The following is a 15,545-nucleotide window of genomic DNA, read 5'->3' on the forward strand; positions in this document are numbered from 1 at the left end:
ATGCTGTCTATTATCGAACAAATCAAGCAGGGTCAGCTGTGGGATTTCCCAGGCGGTATTCACCCATCCGAAAATAAAACACTGTCGAACCGTACTGCAATTACACCAGCTGGCATCCCAGACGAACTGGTGTTACCGCTCAAGCAGCACATCGGTACCAAAGGCGAGATCCTCGTCAGTGTCGGCGACAAAGTACTAAAAGGCCAGCCACTGACCAAAAGTGACATGAGTATGTGTGTACCTATTCATGCCCCGACATCTGGTATCGTGACGGCGATTGAACAAAGAACCACAGCTCATCCTTCTGGCCTTAGCGATTTAAGTGTTGTCATCAAGAGTGATGGCGAAGATCTGTGGGGATCACAACATAAGATTGCCGACTACGAATCACTTGAACCTGCAGAGCTGATCGATGCGATCCGCCTGAGCGGAATAGCTGGTCTTGGTGGTGCAGGCTTCCCTACCGGGCGTAAACTGCAGGGTAGTTTAGGGCTGGCCGATATTCTGATCATTAATGCAGCTGAGTGTGAACCGTACATTACTGCCGATGACCGCTTGATGCAGGATTATGCCGCTGAAGTGCTCGAAGGAATACGGATCCTACGCCATATAGTGAAACCAAAGCTCACCTTGATCGGTATTGAAGATAACAAACCGGATGCGATCAAAGCGCTTGAAAAGTGTGTCACTCCAGAAGACAACATTATTATCCGAGTGATCCCGACCAAATATCCTTCTGGTAGCTCCAAGCAACTGGTTAAAGTGCTTACCGGCCGTGAAGTACCAAGCCAATCACGCTCATCTGCAGTGGGTGTCGTGATGCAAAACGTCGGGACGGCCTTTGCGGTCAAACGTGCGATTATTGACGGCGAACCGTTGATCGAGCGCGTCGTGACCCTGACAGGTGAAGCCTTCAAACAGCGCGGCAACGTATTTGCTCGCTTGGGTACACCGATATCCTTCCTGCTCGACAACTTTGGCTATAAACCGGACAAAAAATACCCGCGTGTGATTATTGGTGGCTCTTTAATGGGTTTTACCCTGCCCCATGCCCATGTGCCGATCACCAAGATCACTAACTGTATCTTGACGCCTAAGCGTCGCGAACTGCCAGTTCATACCCACGAAATGGCATGTATCCGCTGTAGCGCTTGTGCTGATGCCTGCCCGACATCACTGTTGCCACAACAGTTGCAGTGGTATGCCAAGGATAAAGACTACGATAAATGTGAAGAGTATAACCTGTTCGACTGTATCGAATGCGGTGCTTGTGCTTACGTTTGTCCTAGTGAAATCCCACTGGTTAACTATTACCGCAAGGCCAAAGCCGAGATTTGGGCTAACCAGCAAGAAGCAGCCAATGCAGAACGTGCTAAGCAGCGCTTTGAAGCTAAACAAGCTCGATTCGAGCGCGATAAAGCTGCCCGTGAAAACCGCTTCAAAAAAGCGGCTGAAGACAGACGCAAAGATATGGCCACTAAAGGCGGTGATGATGCCGTTGCAGCAGCTATTGCCCGGGTTAAGGCCAAACAAGCCGCTGCCACACCTGACAATGGTGACAAAAAGCCGGCCGTTGCTGCCGCCATTGCCCGCGCTAAAGCCAAGCAAGCAGAAGCTGCCAATGCCGATAAAGCAACACCAAAAATTAGCAGTGCCGTGCCTGACAACAGTGACATGGCAAAACTACGCAAAGAGCGTAAACGCCAAGCCCGTGAACGCAAGGCGGCTAAACTAGCGACTTCAGAAATTACATCTGAAAACGCATTAGATACCGCTTCCAACCAACCTGCCGACAGCAAAAAAGATGCTGTTGCTGCAGCCATTGCCCGTGCCAAAGCGCGCAAGGCAGCCCAAGTCACGGAAGGTGAACAGGAACAAGCTGATGCTCCAGCCACTGAGGCCGATCCGAAGAAAGCCGCTGTTGCTGCCGCCATTGCCCGTGCCAAAGCCCGTAAAGCGGCCCAAGCCACAGAAAGTGGGCCGGAACAAGCTGATACTCCAGCCTCTGAGACCGATCCGAAGAAAGCCGCCGTTGCTGCAGCCATTGCCCGAGCCAAAGCCCGTAAAACGGCCCAAGCCACGAAAAGTGGGCCGGAACAAGCTGATACTCCAGCCTCTGAGACCGATCCGAAGAAAGCCGCTGTCGCGGCTGCCGTTGCCCGTGCTAAAGCCCGCAAAGCGGCGCAACTGGCTCAAACTGATTCTCAAGCAGAAGACGTAAAACCTGCAGAGCCTGTTGCTGAAGCCGAGGTGGATCCGAAGAAAGCTGCTGTCGCGGCTGCCGTGGCCCGCGCCAAAGCACGCAAAGCGGCGCAACTAGCTCAAACTGACTCTCAAGCAGAAGACATAAAACCTGCAGAGCCTGTTGCTGAAGCCGAGGTGGATCCGAAGAAAGCTGCTGTCGCGGCTGCCGTTGCCCGTGCTAAAGCGCGTAAAGCGGCGCAACTGGCTCAAACTGACTCTCAAGCAGAAGACGTAAAACCTGCAGAGCCTGTTGCTGAAGCCGAGGTGGATCCGAAGAAAGCTGCTGTCGCAGCTGCCGTTGCCCGTGCCAAAGCACGCAAAGCGGCGCAACAAGCTCAAACTGACTCTCAAGCAGAAAACGTAAAACCTGCAGAGCCTGTTGCTGAAGCCGAGGTGGATCCGAAGAAAGCTGCTGTCGTGGCTGCCGTTGCCCGTGCCAAAGCGCGCAAAGCCGCTAAAGAAGCACAAGAAAAAAATGAGGAAAACTAACAGTGGCTTTTAATATTGCAAGCTCTCCCCATGCCCACAGTCGCCGAAGCACCAGTAGCTTGATGCGTACTGTTATCCTTTGTACAACATTGGGCGTCGCCGCCCAGTGGTACTTTTTTGGCTGGGGCGTACTGCTCCAAATCGCATTGGCGGCGTCATTATGTGTCACAACCGAAGCGATCATTTTAAAGTTACGTCAACGCCCTTTAATACCCTACCTAAGGGATAATAGCGCACTGCTAACCGGTGTATTAATTGGCCTTTCCATCCCGCCTTTGGCTCCTTGGTGGATCTGCGTGATCGGTTGCTTGTTTGCAATTGTCATCGCCAAGCACCTTTATGGCGGTTTGGGGCAGAACCTGTTCAACCCGGCCATGGTCGCCTATGTCGTTCTGCTTATTTCGTTCCCATTGCAAATGACCACTTGGCTACCACCGCAGTCACTGGCTGCCGAGCCTGTCACTTTAGTTGATAGTGTGAACGCGATCCTAACGGGCTTCACCCAAGATGGATTCAGTGTCCACCAACTTCGCATGTCAGTAGACGGCGTAACGATGGCGACACCGCTCGATACCCTGAAAACGTCGCTGACCACGGGTCACACTGCAACAGAGATCCTATCCGGTCCCGTCTTTGGCCTGATTGGTGGTATCGGTTGGGAATGGGTCAACCTTGGCTTCTTGCTTGGTGGCCTAATCATGCTGAAAATGCGCGTGATCCAATGGCATATCCCGGTAGGGATGCTGGGTGCCCTATTTATTATCAGCACCTTGGCATTTATGATCAGCCCGGATAATACGGCTTCACCGCTATTTCACTTATTTTCTGGGGCAACCATGCTCGGTGCCTTCTTCATCGCAACCGACCCGGTTTCTGCTTCGACCACAGTCAAAGGCCGTTTGATCTTTGGGGCCTTGATTGGTGTGCTTATCTTTTTGATCCGAACCTTCGGTGGCTTCCCTGATGGGGTGGCATTCAGTGTCCTGCTTGCCAACATGTGCGTACCACTGATTGACTACTACACCCGCCCACGCACGTTTGGCCACTAAGGAAGCAACCATGTTTAATGCAATGAAGAAAAATGGTGGCACCTTGGCAATTTTCGCCATTCTGGCCACCAGTTTAGTGTCGGTAACCAACCTCCTTACGGCGGGTAAAATTGAGCAACAGCAACAACAAGAGCTACTCAAGGTACTCAATCAAGTTATCCCAGCAGAAAGCCATGACAACGAGCTATACAAAAGCTGCACCTTGATTACCAGCGAGCAGTACTTGGGTACCGACAGTCCAATGCCTGCATATATCGCAGAGAAAGGCGGCAAGAAAGTCGGTATGGCTATCGAGGCGATTGCACCTGATGGCTACAGCGGTGCCATTAAGCTTATTGTCGGGCTCAACCTAGAGGGTACCGTTACCGGTGTTCGGATCCTGAGCCATAATGAAACCCCAGGACTGGGTGATAAAATCGAAACCCGTATCAGCGACTGGATTTACAGCTTTACAGGCAAACGTCTAGACGGTGAGAAAGACACCCGCTGGGCCGTCCGCAAAGATGGAGGGGATTTTGACCAGTTTACCGGGGCAACCATTACCCCTCGTGCTGTCGTGGGCTCGGTAAAAAACGTATCGCTATATTACCAAGCAAACCAGCAACGCCTTTTCGAACAGCCACTGAACTGTCAGGGGGAGTAAAGATGATGAATAAAGAACTGATGAAAAATGGCTTGTGGAACAATAACCCGGCAATTGTCCAGTTATTGGGCCTCTGCCCGCTTCTTGCCGTATCAGCGACGGTCACCAATGCTCTCGGCCTCGGGTTGGCAACCACTGCCGTACTGGTTGGCTCAAACCTGATTGTCTCTTTGGTTAGGCAATGGGTTCCGTCAGAAATCCGTATTCCGGTGTTTGTGATGATCATTGCTTCACTGGTTACCTGTGTACAGTTGCTTATGAATGCCTTCACCTATGGCTTGTATCAATCACTGGGGATTTTCATCCCATTGATCGTGACCAACTGTATCATCATCGGCCGCGCTGAAGCCTTTGCCTCTAAGAATGATCCTATCCCAGCCCTACTGGATGGATTATGGATGGGCTTAGGTATGACCGCAGCCTTGGTCGTATTGGGCGCGATGCGAGAAATTCTGGGTAACGGCACACTGTTTGATGGTGCAGACCGCCTACTCGGCGATTGGGCCGCCTCATTGCGTATCGAAGTATTCAGCTTTGACAGTAGCTTCTTGCTTGCCATCCTACCGCCGGGTGCTTTCATTGGTGTAGGCTTTATGATTGCCCTAAAAAATGTTATTGATAACAAGTGTGAACAGAAAGCCGCCAAGGCGCAGGATAAGCCTGTTATTGAGCGTGCCCGCGTCACGACGACAAATTAAAATAATCTTAAACTGCTGGTGAAGGATCACCAGTAGAACAATGTTGGCTATATCGCTGGAAGTAAGTATGAACAATCAAAAGCGCATCGAAATTCTGGAACGATTACGTGCGGAGAATCCCCACCCAGAAACCGAGCTAAACTGGAGCACCCCTTTCGAGTTGTTAATTGCAGTTTTGCTCTCTGCCCAAGCAACTGATGTAAGTGTCAATAAAGCCACCGACAAGCTCTATCCTGTCGCTAATACCCCACAATCCATATTTGATTTGGGAGTAGAAGGCGTAAAGGAATATATCAAAACCATCGGTTTGTTTAACTCCAAAGCTGAAAATGTCATCAAAACCTGTAGGATCTTGCTTGAGAAACATGCAGGTGAAGTACCTGAGAGCCGTGAAGCACTTGAAGCCCTACCGGGTGTTGGCCGTAAAACAGCGAATGTGGTACTCAATACTGCCTTTGGCTGGCCGACGATAGCTGTCGACACCCATATCTTCCGTGTATCGAACCGCACTAAGTTCGCCATGGGGAAAAACGTCGATCAAGTCGAAGATAAACTACTGAAAGTTGTTCCTAAAGAGTTCAAGATTGATGTCCACCACTGGCTGATCCTGCATGGACGTTACACCTGCGTAGCGCGCAAGCCACGCTGCGGCAGCTGTATCATTGAAGATTTGTGTGAATACAAAGAAAAAACTGAGATTTAACTCAGCTTACCCCACTTAATGCTGCCGGTTAACCCCAAAAGTGACTGGCAGTATCTTTACCTACATTCACCTCCCTTTCCTCTACTTTTCCGATGCTTAAATTGTTCCTTTTTTATTTCATGTGAAAGCTAAAATATTTCATAATAATTTAAAAGGCAGAAATCAATACTTTTAACGTTAATAGTTTATGAATTAAATAAATATCATCACAAGATAAAAACGCTATTAATAGAATACAAATAAAAAATATCGATGTTATAAATCACAAATAAAAGTAAATACATGCCACCACAAAAATTGGTGATGACGTAACAAAATACATAAGATTCAATAGTATAAACTCAATTGAAATTAAAGCATAAATAAAAATACAATCGTTATTACTGGTAATGTCATCTACGCTGAATATTTTCTTAATATTGGTGTAGTAAAAAATAAACAATTCATCGTCAATATTGCCGGAAATTTTTATTTGGTCTGCACGATGAAGTTTTACAGAGCGTCACTTTACTTTGCTAGGAATACGAACTGGTTAGAGCTATTACTGCTTATTTCCTTTGTTGTATTCTTTATTAGTCCGCTGACTAATATGGTTATGGAAGCATTTAGATACAATGCATTCGAGCGAAACTATATTCCAGAGCAAATGTCTCTGCGCTGGTTTCAATTTATTATCGAGCGAGACGGTGTGGCGAGTGCTTTCTATAACTCGTATATGATTGCTATTGTCTCAACCGCTCTATCCTTGCTGGTATGTATTCCAGCCGCCTATGCACTGGCCCGCTTGTCGTTCCCCTTCAAGCACTTCTTCCTGTTCTCATTCCTGCTGTCAAATGCATTCCCGAAAATGGGGTTGTACATCAGTATTGGTGTCGTTTTCTACAAATTCGACCTTATCGGGACCCTAACCGGTGTGATGATTATCCATATCATCAACTCGCTAACCATCATGACTTGGATCACCAGTGCCGCATTCAAGAACATCCAGCGGGCCCAAGAAGAAGCTGCCCGTGATGTTGGCGCAAGCCGTTTGCAAACCTTCTGGTGGGTCACATTACCGCTCGCATCCCCGGGGATTGCCGTAGCCACAATTTTCACCTTCCTCGAATCACTGGAAGAATCTACCGGTACCCTATTGGTTGGCATGCCAAATTACAAAACACTACCGACAGCGATGTACGGCGTTATTTTTGATACCCCTATGCCAGCCGCGGCGGCATTCGCCATGGTCTATATCGTGCCAATCATTCTCCTGCTAACCGCCGTGTATTTCATTGCAAAACGCAGCGTACTGTTTAAATCAATGTTCGAAAGTAAAGGGATGTAAGATGCCTGCTCATAAGCTAAAAGTTCATCAATTAAAGAAAGTTTTCCCAAGTGGCGATGGCGTCAAAGGCGTTAACTTCCATGTCAGTGACGGTGAACTCGTCTCTTTACTTGGCCCATCAGGCTGCGGAAAAACCACCGTTCTTCGCGCTATTGGTGGCTTCAATGATATCGACTCGGGCGAAGTGTGTATCGACAGTGATGATATTTCATCGCTGAGCCCAGATGAGCGCCCTACCTCAATGGTCTTCCAAGGTTATAACCTTTGGCCGCACATGACGGTATTCGAGAACCTGGCCTTGGGCCTGAAGCTTCGCAAAGTCGACAAGCAGGAAATCAAAGCCCGTGTTCGCGAAATGCTTGAGATCCTCAAGATGGATGATCACATTGATAAATACCCCGATCAGCTTTCTGGTGGTCAGCAGCAACGTGTCGCCATTGCCCGTTCGTTATTGCTGAAGCCGAAAGTACTACTGATGGATGAACCCTTCTCGGCGCTCGATGCCAAGATCCGCCGCTATATGCGAGAAGAGCTGCGTAAGATCCAGCATCAACTGGGGATCACTATCTTGTTTGTTACCCACGATCAAGAAGAGGCCTTGAGCCTGTCTGATCGGATCATCGTTATGAATAAGGGCTGCATCGAACAGATCGGCACGCCAGATCAAATCTATCACCAGCCGCAAACGCGATTTGTTGCTGAGTTCATCGGTGAGATGAACTTCATTGAAAAAGGTGAAGAGACCATTGCCTTCAGGCCTGAGCATATTTCAGTAGCAGAAGACGATTTCGACTTCACCGGTGTCGTGCAATCGAAAATGTCATTCGGCTTGTACTCCAAATTAATCCTCGACACCCAATACGGCGAAATTCGTGTCGCAATGACCTCCAACGAATACCCACATATCCAAGCCAACGAAACCGTTGGTTTGAAAATCAATAACTCTATGTCTATTTAATCGAAATCTAAGGGAATACTGCGATGAAATCTACTGTTTCTCGTTTGGCTGTCGCTATCAGCCTGTTAGCTTCTGGTGCCTCGTTTGCAAGTACGGTTGAAACCATCAACCTATACTCTGGTGGTTCTGACAACGTTAAATCAACTTGGGACAAAGTGATCCAAGATTTCGAAAAAAGCCATCCAACCATCAAGGTCAACCTTGAGTTCTTGCCATCTGGCACTGGCGGTATGGTAGGTGCTGATCGCCTGATTGCTTCTCATAAAGCCGGTCGCAACTCTGGCATCGACCTTCTGGAAGTCTCTCAGTCAGAGCTTACCAATATCATCTCACAAGCTGGCGTTGAATCACTTGCGAAGTTGGACGAAGCATCTATTCCTAACCTGAAAAACGTCATTGCGAATAACGCAGATTCACATGGCTATTCAATCCCTTACCGCGGTACCACCGTCGTGCTGGCCTACAATCAGGAAGATGTGAAAAACGTCCCGACAACATCTGCCGAGTTGGTTGAGTGGATCAAAGACAACCCGCAACGCTTTGCCTACTGTGAGCCTGGAACCGGCGGTGCGTGTGACTCATTCCTTGTGAGCTCGGTGTACAACACCCTGCCACAAGAAGCGATGACGTCAAGTGACGATAAATGGTCACAACAATGGTCTGAAGGCTTTGAACTACTGGAAGAGCTTCACCCTTTCATGTACCAAACAGCCAACCGCGTTCATTACCCGTTCAAGAACCAAGGTGCACTTGATTTGCTTGCTATTGGCGAAATCGACATGACGCCGATGTGGGCTGACATGGTACTGGATCAAAAATCACGCGGTCTGATCCCTGACTCTATTGCCATCACCCAGCTTGAACCGGCATTCACCGGTAGCTTGGTTTCCCTTGCCATCCCTGAAAGCTCAGATAAAAAAGCAGCAGCGAAGAAGTTTGTAGATTACGTTGTTTCATCCGAAGCACAGAACCTGTTCGTGAAAGAGCAAAAAGCGATCCCTGTTATTGCCAATGCAGAGCTAGATAGTGACGTTGTTAATTCACTGAGTGGTCTAGAGGTCAGTGAATATCGCACTTACACACTGGGTAACCTAGAAAACCAACTGAAACGCCAGTGGGCAAATAAAGTTGCAGTGCTAAACAAGTAATTGAAAAGCGGGGTATGTTGCAATGAATAAGCTAATGAATAAATTTGACAAACAAGCAGTACTGGGAATAAGCCTAATGATGCCAGCGATGGCAATTTTATTATGCTTTGTTGCCTACCCCGTATTTTCTTCTTTTGTTACCAGCCTCTCTGATGGGGCTGGCGGTTATAACTTTGATGTCTACATCAGTCTGCTAACAGACAGTAACGTTCAAACCAATATCAAGTACACCATCTCTATTGTGTTATGGACTGTGGCACTGACCGTGCTGTTCTCACTGACACTATCGGTTTACTTGCGGTTTACCTCATCCAAAAATGCGTTTTGGATCGGAAAAATTATCCTGTTGCCAAAATTTGTTCCGGGCGTGATTGCGGTATTTGCCTTTATGTCGGTGATCCGCAATGGTGGTGGCCTAACCCGTATCGGTTACCAACTAACCGGCGAACGTTTCCTACCTCAACTGCTGCACACCGATACCGGGATTATTATCATGAACCTGTGGTTCAACATCCCTTTTGCCACCTTGTTGATCATGAGTGCACTTTACAAAATCAGCAACAACCAAATTGACTCAGGCAGGGACATTGGCCTTAAGAGCCTCGATATTCTGTTTAAGATAGTGATCCCACATATTAAAAATACGATCTATCTTGCGGCAACCTTCGTTTTCATCAGCACCATGGGTGCTTTCACCACCCCGTTCCTAATGGGTGAGAATGCCGTGAAGATGCTAGGGGTAAACTTGTTCCAAGAGTTCTCTGTTTACCAAGATTACTCACGAGCAGCAGCACTGTCGGTCATTATTTTCGCTATCTCATCGATCGTCGGTGCCTTGTATATCCGCATCATGTTTAACGATAAAAAAAGCACGTTTAATTAATCGATCTCATTTTCACATTAAATTCTTATGGATGGCTCAGTGAATACCGTGATACACCCAACATTGCCGCTAACTATTGATGTTCAGTTTAGTGATCCCCAAACGATCAGAAATAATCTTGATCCATACTCGCCAAAAGCGATGACGTATCATTTCGTCGCGAACGCTGGCCACCCATTGAATATCCAATTAATCGATGTCCCTTTTGAGCATGCTCTTGTCAGTATTTACTCACCATCGAATAAGTTTGTTTGCTCGCTGACTTTCAAATCCCAATTAGCTCATTTCCACCTGCCAGCACTTGAAGAGTCAGGGTTATGGCAAATCGTGGTCAGCCACTTTCATCCTCTTAGCGGTTATGGACAAGTTTCGCTTCATCAGGGTGAAATCCATGCTGACAGTACCAATATGGCATTTGACTTCAAAAAGACGGCAAGCGCGGCAACAAGCAGTGCACCGAGATGGTACAAAGGCGATTTCCATATGCACACCCACGTGTCCGATGGTAACGAATCGAGACAACACCTGGATGAACTATGCCGCCAAGGAGGATTAGATTTCTATACCATCACCGATCACAACCTTGCTGTTCGCTCGCTACGTGATGACAAGCAACCGACATACTCCATGGAACTGACCTTAGATGATAATGGTCATATCAACTTCATTGGTTTAACCCAGCCGCTGGACATTCACTCACTCACCAAACAGGCCAAAACAGTCCATGAAGCCGCAGAGCTGTGTATCAAGGCAGCCAAGGAGCAAGGTGCACTCATTTCTCTTAACCATCCATTCAACCCGCACACTGGGGCAAGATACAATTTCGATATTACCCTGTTCGACACCATTGAGGTTTGTCGCCCTTACCGAGAAGGCAAAATAAGCCTTGACGATGTCAAAACAGTGAAAGCCTTTGATGAACTATGGCGCCGCGGTTACCGACTTTTTGCCGTTGGTGGCAGTGATTTTCACGCCAAAGCCAGATCGGAATATATTTTGCCAGGCAAACCCATCACCCACTTTTTAGCCAATTCACTCAGCCCAGCCTCGGTTGTCTCTGCCCTTAAACAAGGGAGCAGCTTCATCACAAAAGACTGCGAGGTTGAATATCAACTTAGTGAACAGGACACAGGAGCATCTTTGCTGTGGGGCCAAACGGTTGATGCTCACTCACCAATCCACTTCAATGGTGCCTGCCAAGACAGCGTTAAATGGCAACTAATATTGAGTGGCGAGATCGTGGAACAAGTTGAGAGCAGTGAAGTAGGATTTAGCTTCACCCTAACAGAAGGTGACTTTGCCCGAATAGAGGCCAGAAATGGCGAGGGAAATCTCAAGGCCTTCTTCAACCCGATTTTTTGCGGCGAGCGCAAGCGGAAACCTATAGAGTGGTTGGCATTGAAGAGCCACATTGATTTCTATTATCACTAAGACAAAAGATTTCTTCTTCCACTAAGACAGAAACGCCCGCAACAGCGGGCGTCTTTCCACATCAGCACCAGAGATTACTCAACTTTACCGAAATATTCAGTGACCGTCGCAACATAGCTCTCATCGTCACTGGTAGGATCGTTAAACTCTATCGAGTAATAAGGCATGATGCTGTCTTTGAGCTTCTCAGCAATTTGAATCTCTAGGTTATCAACACTGACTGTACTAGAGACCTCATAGGTCTCAGCACGATTAAGATCCATTTCTTTGGCCTGCTCTTGGGTTATGCGCTGTGATTTTACTTCAGCCGCTAACTCTTTATCAATTTGGTCAGCACTACTGTCTACCACCACATCATTCTGGGCAAAAGCACAGCCAGCACCAAACAGCAAAATCCATAGAATGTTTTTCATAGCCACCACCTTACTTAGTTATTATTCCCCAATAAATCTAGCTTGTTGGGCGTAAGCTGATGTATACAAATTTAAGACAGCACATTTATGCCATCAAGTCAGTGTATTAATAGAGCCGCTAAATGATGGTACGGCCAAGAGAAATGACAACCCGACGGTTTTTATTGCGGCCAATTGGTGTGCTGTTATCCGCAACGGGACGGCGCTCACCGTAAGCTTCAACCTGAATACGATCTTCCGGAAGGCCCATTGCCATAAAATAGTCCTCTAGACGCTCAGCACGGCGTTCAGACAAGGATTGGTTTGCCGTTTTACCACCTTGACCATCGGTATAGGCCGCAACCAAAACCAAATCCACATCATCACTATAGCGAACAAAGTCTGAAATCTGGGCCAGGCGCTGCTGTGACGCTTTGTTAAGTTGATCGCTACCCTGATCGTAATGCAGTACCGTAAACGCGATATCCTCAAAGCTGTACGGCAACAAATTATCCAGGCACTGGCTGAACTGATTGTACGCCGGACGAAAGGTAACCGCTGACAATGCCACATCAATGCGCTTGTTTCGCTGCTGCCAGTCCTGATAACTGAACGTTGGGTAACGCCCCGCTTCCAACTCAGACAATATGACCCAAGCAGTTTGTCCACCCACATAGCCGTCAAACTGTTTAAAGAATGTCAGGTTGGTGATCGGCTGTGCAGCATCTCCCGGCATCCAGCGCGGGGGCATCGAGACAAGGTTTACATTGCGCGTCTCACCCATCGGCCGACGCATCTTCAATTCGAAGTCGAGATTAATTTTCTTACTCGCTTTCGACGTAAATTGGGCCTCGCCATAATTGGGGATCGTATGAAGCATCCGGCATTCAAGTGGTGTATCTACCGCTACTTTCCACGTCGACTGTGAAGGTTGGGCAACATAGACCGGTGTTGCGCTCGCTGCACTGGCCATCACCATGGCGAACAGAGATGCCATAGTGCAATATTGAATTTTCGAGATAGCCATTGTTCCACCCATTGCTGCTGTCCTGCCCTTCACGCTGCTTGTTCGTACGCGATATCTTTTCGGCTGTTTATTATATCGGAAAATACCGAAAAAACTTTATACCCAAGTCACTCACCTTTCCGCTACATGATATTGTATCCGGACAGGAAAGGTTTAGCTCATCCATCGAATCTGACATAATGGCCGACTATTTTACATTGATTTGCCGGTTTATGAGCCAAGATAACGAACTAAATACTTTGAAAAGTCGCTTTCGCGGCTACTTCCCAGTCGTCATTGACGTGGAAACTGCAGGCTTCAATGCCAAAACGGATGCATTGCTTGAGATTTGTGCCGTCACACTTCAGATGGACGAAGATGGTTGGCTGAAACCAGCGACGACCCTGCACTTTCACATCGCCCCCTTCGAAGGCGCAGTGATTCACAAAGAAGCTTTGGAATTCAACGGTATTCGCGACCCATTCAGCCCACTACGTGGCGCTGTTTCGGAAGAAGCGGCCCTGAAGGAAATTTACAAGCAGATCCGCAAAGAGCAAAAAGCGCAAGGCTGCTCTCGTGCCATCATGGTGGCCCATAACGCCAACTTCGACCACAGCTTTGTCATGGCAGCTTCAGAACGAGCAAAGTTGAAACGAAATCCATTCCACCCATTCGCGACTTTCGACACTGCAGCATTGAGCGGTTTGGCATTCGGGCAAACGGTATTAGCTAAGGCTTGTGCCACTGCCGGAATCGATTTTGACAACAAAGAAGCCCATTCCGCATTGTACGATACCGAAAGAACTGCTGAGTTATTTTGTGAGATTGTTAACAAATGGAAAAAATTGGGCGGATGGCCACTGCTAGAAAGTCAAACAGACGATAGCGTCGAGAGCGAATAATTCAAACAAAACCAACTCATCAGACCTCCGACCAAGCCCGTTAAGTATGGGCTTGGTCACACTTCTATTCAAACAAGCTCATATTTTTAAGCGATTGTTTTAAACGCAACCCAATTAAACATTGCTCAATTAGACATGTTTTTCAAAAACAATGCGTTACACTAGGTTAACAATTCTAAATTCCCGTTTTATACTGCCCCAACTGTTTCATATTGTTTCAAGTGGTATCACTACATAAACGATAACCTCTGGCTATTTATCGTTTATGCGTCCCTGCGTGTGAACAAATATGCTGTTCCCCTGTCACCAAGGACTCCCTCCGAAACCCCATGGTTCAGTAACACCTTTTTGCGTTTTTCATTCATGGATCGAAGAACAAGAAGTAACCCACTCTAAAAGGCACGTATAATAATGACAAAGAAAATTACTCTAACGGCTCTCGCCGTATCCGCAGCGCTACTCAGTCTCAATGCTCATTCTGCCGGCTTTCAAGTTAACGAACATTCTGCCTCCGGCCTTGGCCGCGCATTCTCAGGGGAAGTTGCAGTCGCAGACAATGCATCAGTCCTTGCCCGTAACCCAGCGGCGATGACTATGTTCGACCGGATGCAGTTTTCCGGTGCTATCTCTTACATTGACCCACAAATAGATATCACAGCACAATCAAGCGGTGAAAAGGCCACAGATGTTGCTCCAACAGCCGTCGTTCCAGCAGGCTACTTCATCCAGCCTATTAACGACAAGTTTGCTTGGGGTCTGGCAATGTTTACCAACTATGGTTTTGCCACTGAATACCCATCCGATTTCACTTATGGCACCGATGCAGGTACAACCGATCTTCTGACCCTGAACCTTAATCCTAATATTGCTTACCGTATCAACGAAAATTTCAGTATTGGTGCAGGGGTTAACTTGGTGTATGCCGATGCTGAGCTAATTCGCCACTACGGCGGCCTTCAGCCATCAAACCCAAGTGCAGATTTCCTAAAACTAGAAGGGGATACTTGGGAGTGGGGTTGGAACATCGGTTTCCTTTATGAAGTAAACAAAGATAACCGATTCGGCCTAAGCTACCGCTCGGAAGTTGAACTGAAGTTTGACGGTGACTTCACCGACTACACCGGTGCGTTTCTAAAAGACGGGGATGCAGGCGATACCGTACCCGGCAAATTGAACGTGATCACCCCGGCTATCGCTGAGTTTGGCGGCTTCCATCAGCTAAACAACCAATGGGCAGTTCACTACGGCGTACAGTGGATCCAGTGGAGCAAGTTCAAAGAGCTACGTGCCACTAGCGATCAGTGTGTCGACAATGTGTGCCTACTGAAAGAAGAAGACTTTGACGATAACTTCCGCTATTCCATTGGTGCAACCTACAACCTAAACCCAGACTGGATCCTTCGCGCCGGCTTTGCATTCGATGAACAAGCAGGCCAATCAACCCTAAGTATCCCTGATACCGATCGCTACTGGTACTCCGCTGGCTTTACTTACAACTACAGCAACCAGATGACGTTCGACTTTGGCTTTACCTACCTCTACGGCAAGAGCAATAGCTTTGAAGAAAGTGGCGAGACATTCCACGCCAGCAATGATGCGTACCTGACTTCTGCGCAGATCAATTACATCTTCTAAACCGCTAGGTAGACATAAATTCAGTTAAGGGAACACC

At 47.7% G+C, this 15,545-nt stretch carries 14 protein-coding genes; 12 read left to right on the forward strand and 2 right to left on the reverse strand.

The window, feature by feature from the left end; translation table 11 throughout:
• From rsxC to ACVA58_RS01960, 10 genes are all read left to right on the forward strand, one after another.
• Complete coding sequence (gene rsxC, locus ACVA58_RS01915) at positions 1 to 2,733, forward strand: electron transport complex subunit RsxC (RefSeq protein ID WP_446508769.1); 2,733 nt, start codon at positions 1 to 3, stop codon at positions 2,731 to 2,733.
• Between the two features lie 2 nt (positions 2,734 to 2,735).
• Positions 2,736 to 3,782, forward strand: coding sequence for an electron transport complex subunit RsxD (gene rsxD / locus ACVA58_RS01920; RefSeq protein ID WP_446508770.1), 1,047 nt, complete (start codon positions 2,736 to 2,738; stop codon positions 3,780 to 3,782).
• Between the two features lie 10 nt (positions 3,783 to 3,792).
• The gene (gene rsxG, locus ACVA58_RS01925) at positions 3,793 to 4,425 is read left to right on the forward strand and encodes an electron transport complex subunit RsxG (protein WP_446508771.1); all 633 of its coding nucleotides are present in this window, start codon (positions 3,793 to 3,795) and stop codon (positions 4,423 to 4,425) included.
• A gap of 2 nt (positions 4,426 to 4,427) precedes the next feature.
• Positions 4,428 to 5,123: an electron transport complex subunit E gene (locus ACVA58_RS01930; protein ID WP_446508772.1), complete on the forward strand. Its 696-nt coding sequence runs from the start codon at positions 4,428 to 4,430 to the stop codon at positions 5,121 to 5,123.
• A 67-nt stretch (positions 5,124 to 5,190) separates the two neighbouring features.
• On the forward strand, positions 5,191 to 5,826 hold the full coding sequence (gene nth / locus ACVA58_RS01935) for an endonuclease III (protein WP_446508773.1): 636 nt from the start codon (positions 5,191 to 5,193) through the stop codon (positions 5,824 to 5,826).
• 484 nt (positions 5,827 to 6,310) lie between these two features.
• The gene (locus ACVA58_RS01940) at positions 6,311 to 7,153 is read left to right on the forward strand and encodes an ABC transporter permease (RefSeq protein ID WP_446508774.1); all 843 of its coding nucleotides are present in this window, start codon (positions 6,311 to 6,313) and stop codon (positions 7,151 to 7,153) included.
• Between the two features lies 1 nt (position 7,154).
• Positions 7,155 to 8,111, forward strand: a complete 957-nt coding sequence (locus ACVA58_RS01945) for an ABC transporter ATP-binding protein (RefSeq protein ID WP_446508775.1) — start codon at positions 7,155 to 7,157, stop codon at positions 8,109 to 8,111.
• Positions 8,112 to 8,134: 23 nt separating this feature from the next.
• Entirely contained in the window at positions 8,135 to 9,259 is a 1,125-nt protein-coding gene (locus tag ACVA58_RS01950; RefSeq protein ID WP_446508776.1) for an extracellular solute-binding protein, read from the forward strand.
• Positions 9,260 to 9,293: 34 nt separating this feature from the next.
• Positions 9,294 to 10,142: an ABC transporter permease gene (locus ACVA58_RS01955; protein ID WP_446508777.1), complete on the forward strand. Its 849-nt coding sequence runs from the start codon at positions 9,294 to 9,296 to the stop codon at positions 10,140 to 10,142.
• 39 nt (positions 10,143 to 10,181) lie between these two features.
• Positions 10,182 to 11,573, forward strand: coding sequence for a CehA/McbA family metallohydrolase (locus tag ACVA58_RS01960; RefSeq protein ID WP_446508778.1), 1,392 nt, complete (start codon positions 10,182 to 10,184; stop codon positions 11,571 to 11,573).
• A gap of 74 nt (positions 11,574 to 11,647) precedes the next feature.
• Here ACVA58_RS01960 and ACVA58_RS01965 read toward each other — a convergent pair whose 3' ends face one another.
• Both ACVA58_RS01965 and motY read right to left on the reverse strand, forming a co-directional pair.
• Positions 11,648 to 11,986, reverse strand: a complete 339-nt coding sequence (locus ACVA58_RS01965; protein ID WP_446508779.1) for a hypothetical protein — start codon at positions 11,984 to 11,986, stop codon at positions 11,648 to 11,650.
• A 118-nt stretch (positions 11,987 to 12,104) separates the two neighbouring features.
• The gene (gene motY / locus ACVA58_RS01970; protein ID WP_446508987.1) at positions 12,105 to 12,962 is read right to left on the reverse strand and encodes a flagellar protein MotY; all 858 of its coding nucleotides are present in this window, start codon (positions 12,960 to 12,962) and stop codon (positions 12,105 to 12,107) included.
• Positions 12,963 to 13,204: 242 nt separating this feature from the next.
• Here motY and rnt point away from each other — a divergent pair, with 242 nt between their 5' ends.
• Both rnt and ACVA58_RS01980 read left to right on the forward strand, forming a co-directional pair.
• On the forward strand, positions 13,205 to 13,873 hold the full coding sequence (rnt, locus tag ACVA58_RS01975) for a ribonuclease T (protein WP_446508988.1): 669 nt from the start codon (positions 13,205 to 13,207) through the stop codon (positions 13,871 to 13,873).
• Between the two features lie 411 nt (positions 13,874 to 14,284).
• Positions 14,285 to 15,508: an outer membrane protein transport protein gene (locus ACVA58_RS01980; RefSeq protein WP_446508780.1), complete on the forward strand. Its 1,224-nt coding sequence runs from the start codon at positions 14,285 to 14,287 to the stop codon at positions 15,506 to 15,508.
• Positions 15,509 to 15,545 lie beyond the last annotated feature (37 nt).

Source organism: Photobacterium sp. DNB22_13_2 (assembly GCF_052873915.1).